15 protein-coding genes and 1 pseudogene are annotated in these 17,123 nt (G+C 64.6%); 12 read left to right on the top strand and 4 right to left on the bottom strand.

All coding sequences use genetic code 11. The features are described from left to right. Window positions 1-58: 58 nt before the first annotated feature. A complete protein-coding gene (locus tag ACFXHE_RS39550; protein WP_379390137.1) occupies window positions 59-646 on the bottom strand; it encodes a TetR/AcrR family transcriptional regulator in 588 nt (195 codons plus the stop codon). A gap of 107 nt (window positions 647-753) precedes the next feature. On the opposite strand from ACFXHE_RS39550, the gene ACFXHE_RS39555 reads away from it, so the two are divergent. From ACFXHE_RS39555 to ACFXHE_RS39570, 4 genes are all read left to right on the top strand, one after another. After that, a complete protein-coding gene (locus tag ACFXHE_RS39555; protein WP_379390139.1) occupies window positions 754-1,899 on the top strand; it encodes an FAD-dependent monooxygenase in 1,146 nt (381 codons plus the stop codon). An 18-nt stretch (window positions 1,900-1,917) separates the two neighbouring features. Continuing rightward, window positions 1,918-2,586, top strand: a complete 669-nt coding sequence (locus tag ACFXHE_RS39560) for an MBL fold metallo-hydrolase (RefSeq protein ID WP_379390141.1) — start codon at window positions 1,918-1,920, stop codon at window positions 2,584-2,586. A gap of 31 nt (window positions 2,587-2,617) precedes the next feature. After that, a complete protein-coding gene (locus ACFXHE_RS39565; RefSeq protein ID WP_379390143.1) occupies window positions 2,618-3,106 on the top strand; it encodes an ester cyclase in 489 nt (162 codons plus the stop codon). Window positions 3,107-3,221: 115 nt separating this feature from the next. Further along, window positions 3,222-3,767, top strand: a complete 546-nt coding sequence (locus tag ACFXHE_RS39570; protein ID WP_379390145.1) for a 2,4'-dihydroxyacetophenone dioxygenase family protein — start codon at window positions 3,222-3,224, stop codon at window positions 3,765-3,767. Window positions 3,768-3,880: 113 nt separating this feature from the next. Here the strand turns inward: ACFXHE_RS39570 and ACFXHE_RS39575 are convergent. Beyond that, window positions 3,881-4,270, bottom strand: a pseudogene (locus ACFXHE_RS39575) (hypothetical protein); the annotation flags it as partial. 602 nt (window positions 4,271-4,872) lie between these two features. Then, a complete protein-coding gene (locus ACFXHE_RS39580) occupies window positions 4,873-5,625 on the bottom strand; it encodes a GntR family transcriptional regulator (protein ID WP_379390147.1) in 753 nt (250 codons plus the stop codon). Window positions 5,626-5,723: 98 nt separating this feature from the next. Between ACFXHE_RS39580 and ACFXHE_RS39585 the strand changes: the two genes are divergently transcribed. The 8 genes from ACFXHE_RS39585 (at window position 5,724) to ACFXHE_RS39620 (ending at window position 13,485) form a co-directional block, all read left to right on the top strand. After that, window positions 5,724-6,911, top strand: a complete 1,188-nt coding sequence (locus ACFXHE_RS39585) for a CaiB/BaiF CoA transferase family protein (protein ID WP_379390148.1) — start codon at window positions 5,724-5,726, stop codon at window positions 6,909-6,911. After that, a complete protein-coding gene (locus tag ACFXHE_RS39590) occupies window positions 6,908-7,774 on the top strand; it encodes an HpcH/HpaI aldolase/citrate lyase family protein (RefSeq protein WP_379390150.1) in 867 nt (288 codons plus the stop codon). Before ACFXHE_RS39585 ends, ACFXHE_RS39590 begins: the two co-directional genes overlap by 4 nt. Before the next feature lie 52 nt (window positions 7,775-7,826). After that, window positions 7,827-8,576, top strand: coding sequence for an ABC transporter ATP-binding protein (locus ACFXHE_RS39595; protein WP_379390152.1), 750 nt, complete (start codon window positions 7,827-7,829; stop codon window positions 8,574-8,576). Then, window positions 8,573-9,415, top strand: a complete 843-nt coding sequence (locus ACFXHE_RS39600; RefSeq protein ID WP_379390154.1) for an ABC transporter permease — start codon at window positions 8,573-8,575, stop codon at window positions 9,413-9,415. Before ACFXHE_RS39595 ends, ACFXHE_RS39600 begins: the two co-directional genes overlap by 4 nt. 11 nt (window positions 9,416-9,426) lie before the next feature. Continuing rightward, window positions 9,427-10,458: an ABC transporter substrate-binding protein gene (locus ACFXHE_RS39605; RefSeq protein WP_379390156.1), complete on the top strand. Its 1,032-nt coding sequence runs from the start codon at window positions 9,427-9,429 to the stop codon at window positions 10,456-10,458. Continuing rightward, a complete protein-coding gene (locus ACFXHE_RS39610) occupies window positions 10,455-11,306 on the top strand; it encodes a cyclase family protein (protein ID WP_379390158.1) in 852 nt (283 codons plus the stop codon). The genes ACFXHE_RS39605 and ACFXHE_RS39610 overlap by 4 nt, the downstream gene beginning before the upstream one ends. Then, window positions 11,296-12,669, top strand: a complete 1,374-nt coding sequence (locus tag ACFXHE_RS39615; RefSeq protein WP_379390160.1) for an MmgE/PrpD family protein — start codon at window positions 11,296-11,298, stop codon at window positions 12,667-12,669. Before ACFXHE_RS39610 ends, ACFXHE_RS39615 begins: the two co-directional genes overlap by 11 nt. 114 nt (window positions 12,670-12,783) lie before the next feature. Further along, on the top strand, window positions 12,784-13,485 hold the full coding sequence (locus tag ACFXHE_RS39620) for a hypothetical protein (RefSeq protein WP_379390162.1): 702 nt from the start codon (window positions 12,784-12,786) through the stop codon (window positions 13,483-13,485). Window positions 13,486-13,764: 279 nt separating this feature from the next. Here ACFXHE_RS39620 and ACFXHE_RS39625 read toward each other — a convergent pair whose 3' ends face one another. Then, window positions 13,765-17,046 carry a protein kinase gene (locus tag ACFXHE_RS39625; protein WP_379390238.1) on the bottom strand — a complete coding sequence of 1,094 codons (3,282 nt, stop codon included), beginning with the start codon at window positions 17,044-17,046 and terminating at the stop codon, window positions 13,765-13,767. Window positions 17,047-17,123 lie beyond the last annotated feature (77 nt).

The raw sequence follows: 17,123 nt of genomic DNA on the forward strand, positions 1-17,123 counted from the left end.
CAGCAGGCCCAAACAGTCGACGATGACGTGGCGTTTGCGGCCTGCCACTGCAGTCTGTCTACGGATGCCAGGTATTCAGCACTCGCTCCAGCCCATGGCGCAGGGGAGTCAGATCGTCGGGTGCGCGTGTGAATCGATCGAAGATCAGGCCGTCGAGCAGCGCGACGATAATGCGGGCATCATGATCGGGGTCGTCGGAACCGGCCGCAACGGCGATTGGCCTGACTGCACGCCACATCGCGGCAGCGCCGCTGCTGACAGCGGTTCGAACCGCAGGATTTCGGGTGCCTTCCAGTAGTACCTCATACCTTGCGATTTGGTGGATCGGGTCACTTTCGATCCATTCGACGAGAGCTCGCTGTAGCGAGTCGTAGTCCGGCTCAGGTGAGCGGCGGGCCAGTACCAGCATCAGCTCGTGCATGAGGTCGGTCAGGCGCTTCTCGTCGAGTTCGGCGAGGCGCTCGACGGCGGCTACCACCAGATCGTTACGGGTACCGAAGTAGTAAGTGACAGCCCCATGCGGTACGCCGGCGGTCTCCTGCACCGACCGGTGCGTGACCGCTGCGAGGCCCTTCGTGCCGATCACCTGTATTGCGGCATCAAGCAGGCGGGCACGGCGGTCGGTGACATCTGAACTCTGTCGCATGAGGTCAGTATCCCATCCACTCTTGACAGCCCTAGTAAGTACGTCTACAACTGTAGCAAGAACTGCTAAGAGTGTAGTAAAGCAGGCTGGGCGCTAAAGGAGTATTGGTGGCGATACCACAGAGGATCTTGATTGTCGGTGGCGGGATTGCTGGATTGACGTTTGCTGCCGCTTTGAAGCGTTACGGCGCTTCCGCTGATGTGGTCGACCTCGCGCCTGAATGGCGCCCAGTCGGTTCTGGAATTGCGATCGGATTCAACGGAATTCTGGCGTTGAACTCCATTGGATTGGGGAGTGCGGTCCAGGAGCGTGGGGTTCCGCTCAACAGCGTGACTGTCCTGGACTCGGATGGCAACCGCATGAACGGATTCCGGTTCAGCTCCGTGGCGGATGTCTACGGAACGTCAACGACCGGGATACACCGCGGGGCTCTGCATGACGTCCTCGCCGGCTCGCTCGAGAATAGTCCGCGGCTCGGGATTACGGTGACCGCATTGAGGGAGCTCGCCAAGGGTGTGGTCGCAGAATTTAGCGACGGGACCAGCGCGGAGTACGACCTCGTCGTCGGGGCAGACGGGCGAAATTCAAAGGTTAGGAAACTGGTCTTTGGAGAGGTTGATCGACAATATGTGGGATACTGCGCGATTCGAGTGGTTATCCCGCGACCGCAGGGGTTCGAAGGTATGTGCGAACTCTGGGGTAGTGGTCGGAGAATGGGGATACTTCCAATTGGTGAAGATCTGCTGTATTCGTACTCTACTTTTCTTTCCGCTCGAGGCGCTGTGCGGGATCCGTCCGAGAATATGAATCTCCTGCGTGAGCTGTTCGGCGATTTCAAGGGACCGGCCAGGTATATCGTGGATTCGAATCCGGATGAGGATGCGATCCATTACGGCGATATCGAACAGGTAATCCTACCCAGGTGGATCTCGAGTCGAGTAGTTCTGATCGGGGACGCGGCGCACGCCATGTCCCCAGACCTCGGGCAGGGCGGTTCCATGGCAATCGAGGATGCGATCACACTGGCTCGAATTCTGGTCAACTCGACTGAAATTGCGGACGCGTTGCATCGCTTCCAAACCAGCAGGTACAAACGAGTCCGAGACATGCAGCGCAAATCTCGTCAGTATGGATGGATGGTTCACAGGCGCACCGCACCTGCTCTTGCTGTACGTCGACGTGTTGTCGAGAGGTTTGAATCGGATCACCTCGCGCGCACCACGGTTGCCGGCTTGATAAATCCAGTAGCCTGAACACCATTAGGAATGGCGATGATCATTGAACTTGCCGAGGATGTATACCAGATTTGCGGATATCCGAGGTACTCTATCAATTCCTACGTAATCGACGGCATTCTAATTGATGCCGGAACCAGGTACAGCGGCCGACGCATACTACGTGATATAGCGCGTTTTGATATTCGGGCGCATGCGGTAACGCATGCACATCCCGATCACTTCGGGGCGAGTAGGCGAATTTGTGAGGAATTGGGAATCCCTTTATGGGTCGGTCACGCTGATGCTGCAGCGGTCGAGACGCTCGGGCTGATGTACGACCGATTTCCGGATCATCCTGCTCCCCGGATATTGAGCCGCTTTCAGGGCGGTCCGCCGGCGGCGGTCGACAGGCGGCTTCGTGAGGGTGATCGGGTCGGGAGTTTCGAGGTCCTCGAAGTTCCTGGACACACAGTCGGCCACTTGGCGTTCTGGCGCGAGTCGGACCGAACTCTTCTGCTCGGCGATGTTGCGAGTGGCCACCATCCGTTCACGGGGGTCCGCGGATTGCGGGAACCGTTCGAGTTCTTGACAGCGGATCCTCCAGGCAATCGCAAGTCGATTGCCAGACTCGCCGGGCTCGGTCCGGATTTGGTCTGCTTCGGGCACGGACCGGTATTGCGTGACGCCGACAGGTTTGCTGATTTTGCGGCCGCCCTCCAATAACCGGAAAGAATCATTCGCAGGGAAGGAAGTTGTGAAGTTGGATATCCAAGATATCAACAAAGATGTAGTGGTGCGCCTCATGGAGGCATTTTCCGTGGCAAACCACGGATTGCTCGACTCCCTTATGTCCGATGACTATATTCAGCATAATCCGACTCCCAACGGCCGCGAGCCGGTCAAGCGCATGTCAGACATCCTCCAGACTGCATTTCCCGATGGTCGGATGGTGATCAACGATATTGTTGCCGAGGGCGATAAGGTTGTAGCCAGAATTTCGATGACGGGTACACACACTGGACCACTCATCGGTATCGCTCCGACCGGTAAGCACGTCGAAATGACTTCGATTGATATTTGGCGGGTGAAGAACGGGATCTGTGTAGAGCATTGGGACGAGATTGACCGAGTGGGTTTGCTCCGTCAGATTGGCCTGAAAGCGATTCTTCGTGCACTCCTGAAGAGCAGTAGCCGTCGCCAGATACTCTCTTTCGCGCGTGAGCAAGGGATCATGCGACGCTGAAATGGAACTAGGCCGGTGGGATGATCTTCGCGGCTTGACATTCCGATACACAGAAGGTTCTTGCGCTGAGATTCGCAAGCGTATTCATTATCGAGAAGTATGAGAGAGGTTGAACATGAATTTTCCTGGTCCCGTCCGGACGTCGAGCGGAGCGCTTCTTCCCTTTGTCGCTTTGCCTCAGACCGAGATTCTGACGGTAAACGTCAGCGGAACACCGCTGATCAGGGATGCTCTAGGCCCGGGGGTGCATTTTCAGCCGCTGCGACTGGACGTTGAAGCCGGTGTATGGCTGGTGTTGGCGACCTTCTCGCCCGGGGCGGTAATTCCACTGCACTATCACACCGGTATTGCTGAGGTCTATACCCTGTCAGGCAAGTGGTATTATCTCGAATATCCGGAACAGCCACAAACAGCTGGCTCGTACCTTTTCGAGCCCGCAGCATCCACACATACCTTCGTCTGTCCCGAGTCGAACACTGAGGACACAGTCATTCTCGTGCGCGTCGAGGGTGCCAATGTCAATTTCTCTGAGGATGGAAGCTACCACTCGATCCTTGATGCTGCGGCGCTCCGTTATCTGACCGAGGAACTGGCCAAGGCTCAGGGTTTGGGACCTGTGGACTTTATCTCTGGGGGTACCGCCGAGAACGTCCTGAAATAGGGAGTCGGTAGTAGCCTCGATTTCACGCCGGGCCTTCGGCCCGGCGTGATCGGGTTCGGATTGGGGTTTTCCGATCGTATCCCGGGTTGGTGGGTGTGGTTGAGCATCCTGTTTCATCGGGCTGGCTGCTGAGTTCCACGGGCTCGGTGGTGGTCTTTTCGATGGCTGTAGGGGTGGATTCGTTCTGGCCAGGTCGCTGTCGGGCGGGCGGTGGCGGTGGCAGCGAGGCTGGTCCACGGGTTGTGGATCGGCAACCGCAGGTGGACTTGGCGGGCCAGGCGGATGGGGATCGAGAACAGCCGCAGCCGTAGGGTTTTCAGTTCCCAGCGGCGTGTGTCGTGGTCGTGCCAGATGCGGATGACGCCGAAGCTATGAAATGGCAGGTTCCGCAAGCCGGTGTACTTCGCGCTGCGGATGCAGTCCTCACAACGGGCTCGCCGGCGGTGTCGCAGTTCCAGGTCGGACAGCTGGCCTTTGGTGGTTTCGGTGACGAATGCGGTCAGCTACCGGAAGCGGACCGGCAACTGTTCCAGGCGGTCATGGCCGGGCGCACCGCACCGAACTGGTCCCTGTTCGAGCAGTACGTCCTTACCGCGGCCCGCACCTGCGCATCACCGCCCGCCAAGACGTACACGTCGGCTGGCGCGACCAATTCGACTTCTACCCCCACATGATCGCCATCTGGCATACGCGAGCGGCCACCCTGAAAGCGCGGCAATGGTGACGCCATAGTCGGGCGCTGTCGCCGCCAGGCGTGAGCTGATCATGTCTTCGAGCTTGATCCATAACGACAGGCCGCCTGGCGGCATCGCCACTGTCCACGCTGGAATATGTTCGGCGAGTGCCGTATACAGCGTGTAGCGCTGGGCGCGCAATTGATCAATTTTGCTTGGTAGGTAGCTGTCGAGACGGTCGAGAAGGATACCGGCGGCAAGTTGTTCCAGGACCGAGGTTCCGAGGTCGCTACCGGGACGGGTCTGGACCAGTGCGATGCCTCTCAGCAAGTACCATCGTGTCGTACCGCGCTGGGTTGTTGGGGCATCCTTGCCGCAGTGGCCTTTCTGGCGTTCCTACCGCAGTACCGCCACGAACCCGTGTGCCGTGATCACGCCCCGGACTTCTCCGCTCGACTGTGCATGGTGGCCAGGCGGGCGGAGGCGGCCAGCCGGACTTGCTGCACCATATGGTTTTCGGCGCCTTCGGCGTCGCCGACTTCGAGCAGGGCCAGCAATTTGGCGTTGGAGTCCACGGCCTGTGCGGCCACTTTCGGGTTCGACCACACTGATTGTTCGATGGGGATGGGGTGACTCTCCCAGATCCACTGCAGGTGGCGGGCGATGATGGAGCGTCCGCCGGCGCGGGCGATCTGGGCGTGGAACTGCCGGCTGGCGGCGGCCATTCGCGAGGGGTCGCCCGCATCGAGCGCGGTGCGCAGTTCCCCGTGGATTTCGTGTAGCCGTTGCACTTCGGCGGGGGAGATCGAGGTGGCGGCGAGCCGAGCGGCCAGACCCTCGACGGCGGCACGCAGCAGATACAGCTCTTCCATTTCGCCGGCGGCGAGTTCGGCGACCTTGGCGCCGAAATTCGGCTCGTAGACAACCAATCCGACCGATTCCAGATTCCGCAGGGCCTCCCGCACCGGCGTAATGGAGACACCGAGGCGTTCGGCGACCTTGTCCTGCAGGATCGGCGTGCCGGGAGGCATTGCGCCGCTGAGGATTTCCGACCGGAGTACGTCCTGAACGTAACTGGCGCGGCTGCCGGGCGGTTTGACCTTCGCGTAGGTCGGGGCGGATCCGGTGGTACCGGTTTCGGGCTGTCCCGTTCCGGTCGCGGCCGATGCGCTGCGCCGTGCCATCGAGTCGGGCCTCCTGTTTCTCGTGTCGCCGTCTGTCCTGATCGTAGTGCCTCCACGGACCCCTTGACGTCTCATCTTATAACTTATAAGTTAATGCCATGATGTGTCCTGAGTCACTGAAAGTGGTGGATGCGGCGACGCTGTTCGCCGGGCCCCTGGCGGCGACGATGCTGGCGGACTTCGGCGCCGACGTCGTCAAGATCGAATACCCGCGGCGCGGCGATCCCAGCCGCGGTCACGGAGCGAGAAAGGACGGAGTCGGGCTCGTTTGGAAACAGCTCGGTCGCAACAAACGCCCGATCGGCGTCGACCTGTCGGCGGAGCAGGGGCAGGCCATCGCGCGGGCACTGCTCGCCGACGCCGATGTGCTGATCGAGAATTTCCGTCCGGGCACCCTGGAGCGCTGGAATCTCGGGCCGGAGGTGCTGCACGAGCTGAACCCGCGGCTGGTGATCGCCCGCGTCACCGCTTTCGGGCAGTTCGGGCCGCGCTCGCACGAGCCCGGCTTCGGTACCCTCGCCGAGGCGATGAGCGGATTCGCCGCCATGACCGGCGAGCCGGACGGGCCGCCGACCCTGCCGCCGCTGGCACTCGCGGATGGAATCGCCGGGCTGGCAACGGCTTTCGCGATCATGGTGGCGCTGGGCGAGCGTGAGCGCACCGGCCGCGGCCAGGTGGTGGACCTGGCCATTATCGAACCGATCCTGATGATGCTCGGCGCGCAGATCACCACCTACGACGCCCTCGGCGTGGTGCCGCGCCGCACCGGAAACCGGTCGGACAACAATGCGCCGCGCAATATTTACCGCACCCGGGACGGCCGCTGGCTGGCGGTATCGACCAGCGCCCAGTCCATCGCCGAGCGCGTGATGACCCTCGTCGGTCGCCCGGATCTGGTGGCACAGCCGTGGTTCGCGAGCGGCTACGGCCGCGTCCAGCACGTCGACGAGGTCGATGGTGCGGTGGCGAGCTGGATCGCCGATCGCGATGCCGCAGAGGTCGTCCAGGCGTTCACCGAGGCGCAGGCGGCGATCTCCCCGGTGTACGACATCGCCGACATCTTCGGCGATCCTCAGTACAAGGCGCTGGAAACCATTGTGCGACTGCCGGATCCGGAACTGGGGACGGTGGCCATGCAGAATGTGCTGTTCCGGCTGTCGGAGACCCCGGGCGCAATCCGCTGGGCCGGGCGGGCGCCGGGCCAGGACACTGATGACGTGCTCGGAGCTCTCGGCTTCGCTGCCGAGCAGATCGAGGCCTGGCGGGAAGCCGGAGTCGTCGCATGAGATACCCGGGTACCTGGCTCTATGTCCCGGGCGATCGGCCCGACCGGATGAGCAAGGCCATGGTCTCCGGCGCGGAGGTCGTGGTGCTCGACCTGCAGGACGCCGTCGCAATGTCGCGCAAACAGCAGGCTCGTGCCACGGTGGCCGAGTTCCTGGCGGCGGCCGAGCCCGCACCGCGGGCGCCGCGGATCCACGTGCGGGTCAACAATGTTCACACCGAGACTGGGCGGCGTGATCTCGACGCCGTCGCCGGGCTGCCCGCGCTCGCCGGCATTCGCCTCCCGAGGGTGGAAGCACCGGCCGATATCGAATCGGCCATCCGCGTCGTCGGCACGGGTGGGGCGGGAGCCGGTTTCCACTGCCTGATCGAGACGGCGGCTGGTGTCGAGAACGCCTATCGCATCGCCGCCATCCCGGGCGTCGCCGCGATTTCGCTGGGGGAGGGCGATTTGCGGGCCGAGCTGCGCGCTCTCGACGAGCAGGCGCTGGAATGGACGCGCAGCCGCATTGTGGTGGCGGCGGCCGCGGCTCAGCTGCCACCGCCGGCGATGGCCGTGTTCGGAAACATCAAAGACGCTGCGGGGCTGCGGGAGTCGTGTGAGCGGGGACGTCGACTGGGTATGCGCGGCCGAGCCGCGATCCACCCCGCTCAGTTACCGATCATCGCCGAGGCGTTCGCGCCGACGGCTGCCGAGGTCGAGCAGGCCCGGCGCATTGTCACCGAGGCGGACGCCCATGCGGGCGGATTCGCCTTGGACGACGGCACATTCGTCGATCACCCGGTCGTGGCCGCGGCCCGGCTGACGCTCGAATGGGCCGAAAGGTATCAACCCTCCCGTGCACGAGGACGTGACCATGAGTGATCACCCCACGTCGGATCGGTCTCCGGCCTTGATCGAATTCTCCGACGTTGCAATGACATTCCGCGAAACCACGCGCTCCTTCCGCGCCATCGACGGGCTGTCGCTGTCGATTCCGCGTGGCCAGTTCTGCTGTGTCGTCGGCCCCAGCGGATGCGGCAAGTCCACGCTGCTCAATATGGTGGCCGGTCTGTTGGAGCCGACCCGCGGTGAGGTTCGTTACGACGGAAGAACCGTGACAGGAGCCAATACTCGCGTCGGCTATGTCACCCAGAAGGACAATTTGCTGCCGTGGCGAACGGTGCGCGCGAATGTGCGGTTGCCCCTGGAACTGCGCGGCCTGGGCAAGGCCGAGACCGACCGTCGCACCGACGAGGTGCTCGACCTGGTCGGGCTGGCCGGGTTCGGCGACGCGTATCCGCGCCAGCTGTCCGGTGGCATGCGCAAACGCGTCACCCTCGCCCGCACCTTGGTGTACGAGCCGGAAGTCATTCTCGCCGACGAACCCTTCGGAGCCCTCGACAGCCAGTTGCGCACGGTGCTGCAGGGCGAACTGCTCGACCTGCGTTCGCGCACCGATGCCACCGTGCTGTTCATCACCCATGACCTGGGTGAGGCGATCGCGCTGGGCGACCGGGTGCTGGTGATGAGCGCCCGACCCAGCCGTGTCCTGCTGGACGAACCCGTCGAGCTGCCCCAGCCCCGCGACGTGTTCTCCGCACGCTTCGCACCGGAATACGCGCGCCTGCACGAAACCCTCTGGGCGGCATTGAGCCCCGAGGTGGAGTCGGGAGTGTTGGCATGAGCACCGCCGCAGCTGTCCCCACTGCCGCGATGGGCGGGCAGGCTCCAGCGATCGATGCGGACTTCGACGCTCGATATTGCCGGAAACAGCGCACGCACCGGCTGCTGGTCTTCGCGATCCGGATCCTGATCGTCCTCGCGCTGCTGGGCGCGTGGCAGGGACTGTCGGGACCGGTCATCGAGCCGTTCTGGGTGTCCTCGCCACGGGCGATCGGGGAGCGGCTGCTCGAGTGGACCCGCGATGGCACCCTGGCCTCGAACGCGCGAGCGACCCTGCTGGCCATGGCCATCGGCCTGGCACTCGGATCGACCGCCGGAATCGCCGCCGGATTCCTGTTGGGCCGCATCCGATTCCTCGGCGATGTGCTCAATCCGTTCATTATCGCCCTCAACAGCCTGCCCAAACTCGCGCTGGCGCCGCTGTTCATCCTCTGGTTCGGTATCGGCCTGCAGGCCAAGGTCGTGATGACTGCGCTGGTGTGCTTCTTCCTCGTCTTCTACAACACCTTCGCCGGTGCCCGGGACGCGGATTCCGAACTGCTCGGAGTCGTCACGGTGCTCGGCGCCAACGGCCGACAGCGGCTGACGAAAGTGATTCTGCCGCACACGATGTCGTGGATCCTGACCGGAATGCGGTTGGCCGTGCCGTATTCGCTGCTCGGTGCGGTGGTCTCCGAGATCACCGCGTCCAACGAGGGATTGGGCCACCTGCTCAAGACCTCCGCCAACACCTTCGACACCGCGGGCACGTTCGCCGCCATCGCCGTGCTCGTGGTGGTCGCACTGCTGCTCAATATCGCGGTGACCCGCGCCGAGAGCCTGAGCTCCCGGTGGAAATGAGAGAGATCGCCATGTCAACCAGAACCCGACTCGCGGCAGTCGTCGCCGCACTCGTCCTCATCGGGTCGGCCGTCGTCGGCTGCGCCGGGGGCGGGACGAGGGTCACCGACTGTTCGGGGCAGACGGTGAAGATCGGCCAGTCCACGGTCGGCAATCTGCAATACGCGGCACTGTATGTCGCGCAGGACAAGGGTTACTTCGGCGAGGGCGGGCTGAAGGTCGAAACACTGGAGATGGGTGGGGGTTCGGAGGCGATCCAGGCCCTGGCGGGCGGAAGCGTGGACGTCGCGCTGACGACCTTCGCCGCGATCCTCAGCGCGGCCGAACGCGCCGCGCCGCTGGTGGCCTTCGCCGCCACCGCTGATCGCAACACCGCTGACGTCGGCGTGAAGAACCGCCTCGCGCCGCCCGACGGCGCGGATCTCGACACCGCCGTGCGCGCGCTGCGCGGACACCGGGTGGCTGTCACTTCGGCCGGCTCGGGAGCCGACCAAACGCTGCGGTATCTGCTGCGGCGTGCGGGGATGAATCCCGACTCCGATGTGAACATTGTCGCCGCGGGCGGTGCGGCCGAGACCGTCGCCGCCTTCGCCAACGGCTCGGTCGACGCCTACATCATCGGGCCGCCGGCCTCGCTGGTGGCCGCCGAGCGTGGGGACGGGCGCGTCATGCTGCGCCTGGCCTCCGGCATCGCCCCCGACCTGGACAATCTGCTCTACGGCGTCGCGGCCACCAGCAACGCCACCATGAACCGGAAGGAACCGGTGATGCGCTGCTTCGCTGTCGCGCTGAACAAGGCCGACGCCTTCATCCACGGCCGGCCCGACCAGGCCGCCGCCCTGCTGCGATCCCGCTTTCCCGAAATGACCGACCCACAGTTCGCGCAGAGCTGGGACCCGATCGTCAAGGCCACGCCCGCCACGGCGGCCATCAACCCTGGCGAAGCCGCCAAGGCGGCCCAATTCGTGAGCACCGTTCTGAACAAGTCCGGCATCGACGCCACCAAGGCCTACGACGGCCGCTTCACCGAGGACCTGAAATGACAAACCACATAACCGATTCCGCCGCCGCACTGCGAACCGTCACCGGTGCGCTCGCGGGTCTGCGCATCATCGAACTGGGACAGCCGCTCGAGAACGGCATGCCCTGCTCACCCAGTCACCCGGGCTTCCGGATGGCCCTGCTGCGCAGGCACGGCGACCGGGTGAACGCCCAAGGCGGGTCGGGCGCGAACGAACTCATCGTCACCGGCGGCCACGTCGGCACCCACCTGGACGCGCTGTGCCACGCCGCCATCGACGGCCGCATGTACGGCGACGTGGACGCTCACGCGGCAAGCGTCGGTGGTTCGTTCACCGTGCACGGCGTGGACACGGTAGCGCCGTTCCTGTGCCGCGGTGTGCTCGCCGACATTCCGAAACTGCTCTCCGTGCCGCGGCTCGAACCCGGATTCGGCATCACCGCCGAGCATTTGCGCGCGGCGTTCGGTGACACCGTTCCGGGCGTCGGCGAGGTCGCGTTCATCCGCACCGGCTGGCCGCAGCTTTATCACGACCCCGCCGCGTACGTCGGTCACGAGACCGGCGTCCCCGGTATCACGGCCGAGGCTGCGGAATACCTTGCCGACACCGGGATCCGGGCCGTCTGCAGCGACACCATCGCCACCGATCAGATCCTGCCCGGCATCGGTCACGCGGCGCTGCCCGCACATGGCGTACTGCTGGTAGAGCGCGGCGTGCACATCATGGAGGTGCTGACCTTCGAGGAACTCGCAGCCACCGATGTACAGGAGGTGCTGTATCTGGCTGTGCCGCTGAGGATTACCGGTGCCACCGGATCCCCGATCCGGCCGCTCGCGCTGATTCCGGGGGAGGTCGGCGATGCTTCGTGAACTGTCCCGGGCGGTGGCTGATTGGGCGCACGCCGCCTACTCGAAATCCGAAGTGCCCGAGGCGGGCCTCGCAGCAGCGGGTGAGCACTTGACCGACACGGTTGCCGTCGCGATCGCCGGAATCGGCGAGGCCCCCGTCGATTCCATCCGACGCGCCACCCGCACTCGCGGTGACACCGGCCGGTTCGCCCTGGTCCTGGGCACGGCCGCACACGCGCTCGACTACGACAACGCCCAGACACCGTCGCTGGTGCACCCCGGCTGTGTGATCGTGCCGACGGCCATCGCCATCGCGCACGAAGGACCGGGCAGCGGTGCCCACGATCTGCTGCGGGCGATCGCGATAGGGGAGGAGATCAGCCTCTGGCTCGGTGAAACCGCTGTCACCGATGGCAATTCCATCCTCTTCGAGCGAGGTTTCCATCCCACGGCGGTGTGCACGCCAATCGGCGCCGCCGTGACCGCGGGCCTGCTGCGCGGCCTGGCCCCGGAGCAACTTGCCCACGCCATCGGGACCGCCGCCTCGCTGTCGGGTGGGATCCTCGAAGGCAACCGCACCGGCGGCCAGACCAAACCGATGCACGCCGGATTCGCCTCCGCCGCAGGCGTTCTGGCAGCCGAGCTGGCCGCCGTCGGTGCCACTGCGCCGCCGACCGCGCTGGAAGGACGATTCGGATTCCTGCAGGCATTTCTCGGCGTCGATCCGGCCGAGGTCCGGTGGCCGTCGGAGACCGCCGGCGCGTGGCGAATCGAGTCGGTAACGACGAAACCGTATCCTACCAACGGGTTCACCCATTCCTCGATCGACGCCGCACTACTACTGCGGGCTCAGGGATTCCGCCTCGAACCCGGGGCCGCGCTGCGAATCGGGGTGGCGGAACCGGTGCTGCGGACCGTCGCCTTCCCCGAGGCTATGAAATACGCGCCGCCCACGGCCTACGCCGCGCGCTTCTCCGGTCCAGTGGTCGTCGCAATGGCCTTGCTCGGCGGATCTGGACTCGGCGTCGGACTCGCGGACTTCGACGGTGAGAACGCCATAGACGAAAGGATTCTCGCTGCCGCCCGGCGAGTGCGGTTCGAAGCGGACCCCGCCGCCACCGCCGCATTCCCCGATCGCGTCGTGGCCTTCGCAGTCGGCATCGACAGCGATGGCGGGCAATACCGCGTCGAAATCGACACCGGGCGCGGCAGCCCCGGTAACCCGCTGTCACAGCGCGAACTGCGCACAAAGTTCGACGATTGCGTCGTGCCGCGACTGGGCATGGCCACCGCCGCCTTGTGGGAGAACCTGCGGGCGAGCATCAACGGCGACGACACGGCCTGCGCTTCCGTGATCTCCACCCTCGCCGAACATTTCGGCTGAGCGCCACCACCGAATTCGACCGGCTGCCCCGCCGCACCCGATCGGGTCGTGGCGTGACGAGGCATGCCCAGAACTCGACCGATCCGGTTCGAGAAGAAGAAGAGGAAACATCCAATGAGGAAGACTGCAGCGGCATCAATGCTGCTCGTCGCGGCCGTGGGACTCGGTGCGGGGCAGGCGACCGCCACCCCACCGCCCGACCCGGCCGCGGTCGACTACACCGCGACCACCACCGAACACTCCACCATCATCAACATCGACGCGGGATCGATGGTCGTCGAGAACGGCGAATTCACGATTCGAGCGGGTGACGGCACCGTGCTGGCCGGAACCGAATTGTCCTTCCGCGTAGACGATTTCGTCTTCCCCATTGATGCTCGGATAACGAATCACACCGCAACACTCACCCCGCTGTTGGATCGGCGACACGCCACCTACAGTCCCGTAGCCCTGCCGTTCGAGGACCAGGCGCCCTGGAAGAACTCCTACGACCGCGAACAGGCCGCCTGGAGCCGGATGACCAGCACCATCACCATGGGTGCGACCGTCGGCACGCTGGTCGGTGGCCTCGGCGGAGCGGCCGTGGGTTGCCTTGTCGGCGGCATCGCCGGCGCGACAGTTGCTTCGGCCGCCATTGTCGGGCTGTTCGGCGGATTCCTCCCGGCCGCAGCGATCGGCTGCTTGGGCGGAATCGTGGCCCTCGGCGCGCTCGGCACGATCGCGGGCCAGCTGTTGGTCACCGCCCCGGTGACGATCATGGCAGCCGTCCAGTACTTCACCACGATCAGTCAGCCGCTGGCGCCCACCATGAAGTGAGAGTTGGTCCCGGGCCGGGCCGCGACCCTGGGCGGGAGATCGCGGGCGAGCATTACCGCTGGCTCCGGGGCTTGTCATTTTCCCGCCGTCGGCGTGCCCGGACTGCCGGTCGACGAGCACGGGCTCCCGTCTCATCGTCGGCGTGACAGGTGCCATGGGTGCGCCGCTGGCTGTGCGAATTCCCGAGATGCTGCGCGAAATGCCCGAGTTGGAGACACATTTGGTGTTGAATGCCTGGGCGCAGCCTCCCACCTGGGCGGTTCAGTCGTTAGCAGGAGATCAATGAGTCTGTTGTTCGGCGTCTGTTGCGATCCAGGCTGCGATCTGCGCGCGGGAGGTGAATCCGAGTTTGGTCAGGATGTGTTCCACGTGCCCCTGTGCGGTGCGTTGGGAGATCACCAGTTTGGCGGCGATCTGCTTGTTGGTTAATCCTTCGGCGATCAGGTCTGCGACCTGCCGCTCACGCTTGGTCAGCTCGGCAAAAGGACCCGACGTGAGTTTCGTGTCGGTGGGCTGCTCGCCGAGGGCGTAGGCCACGGCTGCGTCCATTCCCAAGGCTTGGCCGTGCTGGAAGGCCGATTCGAATCCGCGTGCCCCGAGGGCGGATCGCATCAGCCGGACACATTCGTCGTGATGCTGCCGCATTGTCGGGACGATGCTCGAAATGATCCCCGCAGACCGGTCCAATTCGTATGCGGCTCCCATGAGCACGGCCGCACGCTCGGCGTCGCCGCCGGCGCAGGCCGTCCAGGCCAGCGACTCGAGACTCGCTGCGGCGACAACCGGGCTGCGCATTCGCCGGTTGACGCGCAGTGCATTCGCGAGCAGCTCAGTTGCCCGAGACCGTTCACCTTGCTGCCAGGCGGCAACGCCGATGCCCCACAAGGCCGTCGACTGGAAGAGCAGTTCGCCGCACGTTTGAGTGATGGAAAGCACTTGTCGGTGATACTCGATCGCCCGTTGTGGGTCGCCTGCCAGTTCGTGCGCCCAACCGAGCAGGGTCAAAGCAGCAAGATAGAGATATCCTCGCGGATTCGGGCTGAGCACTTCGACGGCACGTTCGAGGGACGAGGTTGCGCGGGCAAGCTCACCGCGGTAGAGCGCCACGGCGCCGGCAGCGTGGGCGATCAGCGCTTGGGTCATCGGAGTGGGGTCCTGTTCGGCGAGCACGCGTCCCTGTTCCACCTGGATCGCCGCCGCTGGCAAATCGCCCTGCATCGCTGCCAGACAGCAGCCTGCATAGAGCGCCTTGACACGGTTGGGGATGGACTGCCGAGCAGGGTGGTTCAGGACCCGATTGATCCAGCGCCGAGCTTCGCCGTATTGACCCGGGAAAATCCAGAACACATATAGTGCGGCGGCGGTCCGTAATCCGGCTTCCGCCGCTTCCTCGGAATTCTCCGCCAGGCAGTGTTCGAGCGCGTCGCGTAGATTCGGTAGTTCGCGTTCGAGCCTGGCGAACCAGTAGGGCTGCCGGTCGCTGACCCACTCCGCCTCCGCATCCAGTGCCAGCAGCTGATACCAGTCGCGGTGCTGGCGTCGCACCAGCTGATCCTCACCGGACTCGCGGAGCTTTTGCCGACCGAAATCCTGGACCGTCTCGAGCATTCGGAATCGCACCACATGGTGGGATTCGTCTCGGATCAGGATCGACTTGTCCACGAGTGCGGACAGCACATCGAGCGGGCTGTGCGGTGCCAGGTCGGTGCCGCAGATTTGTTCGGCGGCGTCGAGTTCGAAGCCTCCAGTGAATACCGATAGTCGCGCCCATAGCCGTTGTTCGGCCGGGGTGCACAGCTGGTAGCTCCAGTCGATCGACCATTGCAGGGTCTGTTGGCGTGTGTGTGCGGTACGGCTGCCGCGTGTCAGTAGGGCGTAGCGGTCGTCGAGGCGTTGCAGGATCTGTTCGGGGGACATTGTCCGCATGCGGGCTGCGGCGAGCTCGATGGCCAGTGGTAGTCCGTCCAGCCGGGCGCAGATGCGGGCGACGGTGTCCTTGTTGTCGTCGGTGAGTTCGAAACTTGGCACGACTGCGGTCGCGCGGTCGGTGAACAAGGTGACCGCATCGTAGCGGGGCAGTCCACGCAGCGGCGTTTCCTGGTTCGGGTTCGGCACGGTCAGCGGAGGCACCCGCAGTACCGACTCTCCGGCGATATCGAGCGGTTCGCGGCTTGTGGTCAAGATTCGCAGATGTGGGCAGGCCTGTAACCAGGTTTCGACCGACTCGGCCACGGTCGAGACAAGTTGTTCGCAGTTGTCCAGGACCAGCAGCGACTTGCGTGCGGACAGGAAATCGACCACAACCTGTGGCAGCGGTCGTGCTGGATCGTCGCGTAGTCCGAGGGCGGCTGCAATCACGCCGACGAGTAGTGACGGGTCGGAGATGTCGGCCAGTTCGACCAGCCATATCCCGTCGGCGAACTCCCGGCGCGCGGTTGTCGCGGCCCGCAGCGCCAGCCGGGTTTTTCCGACCCCGCCGATCCCGGTCAACGTCACCAGCCGGGCCGAGGACAGCAGATTCTTCACCTCTGCCAGCTCGGCGCGGCGGTTGACGAAACTGGTCAACTCCAGTGGCAGCAGGCCCGCGGTGCGACGACCCACCGCCGTCTGCGGATGCCACCCCGAGGTGGCGGGTTCATGGTCCCGGTGCTCGCGGTCGGGTTCGCCGTGCAATGCCATCTCATCGACGGCGAATCCATGGTTTCGCTGTGCCTGCCGCAGTGTCTCCCGCAGCGCGGTCGACGAGGGCCGCTGGTCCGGGTCACGGCTCATCGCCGTCCACACGATCGTGGATATGTCGGCCGCGATGCCGTGCTCGCGCAGGTCAGGCACCGGCTGGGTGGTGATCCGCAGGAACTGAGTCACGACGTTCTCTCCGCTGTGCCGTTCGAACGCAGCATGCCCTGTCAACGCACAGAACAAAGTGGCCCCCAACCCGTACACGTCCGCAGCCGGCGTGGGAGCCTCGCCTTCCAGTACCTCCGGGGCGGTGAACGCTGGGGATCCGGTCAGGGTGCCCGAGGTGGTCTGGAATCCGCCGGTGATGCGCGCGATTCCGAAGTCTGTCAGCGCGGGCTCGCCGTAATCGGTGAGGAGGATGTTGCTCGGCTTCACGTCCCGATGCAGGATGCCCAGGCGGTGCACGGCCTCCAGCGCCCCGGCGATCTTCACCCCGATCCACAACACGGTCTCCACCGGCAGTGGACCCTGCCCACGGATCCGGGCATCCAGGGAGCCCAACGGGTGATACGGCATCACCAGGTAGGGCCGTCCACTCGCGGTGGTGTTCGCCTGCAATATCGTGACGATATTCGGATGACCCGTCAGCCGGCCCATCGCCCGCTGTTCCCGGAAAAAACGCGCCCGACTCGCGGTGTCCAGCTCGCCGGTCAACACCTTCACTGCCACCGTCCGGTCCAGCTCCGCCTCGGTACAGCGATAGACCACACCGAATCCGCCCCGCCCGATCTCCTCGGCATCCTCGAACCCGGCCGCGGCCAATTCCTCCGTGACCGGCACCAACACTTCACGGGCCGTGCGGAACGGATCCCGCTCGTTCATCGGCTGCCCATATCCGCCGGTGTACCCGGCACCTAGCAACATGCGTTAACTCGTTGTTAACGGACAGCGTATCCCCA

Source organism: Nocardia sp. NPDC059229 (genome assembly GCF_042754165.1).
Taxonomy (GTDB): Bacteria; Actinomycetota; Actinomycetes; order Mycobacteriales; family Mycobacteriaceae; genus Nocardia.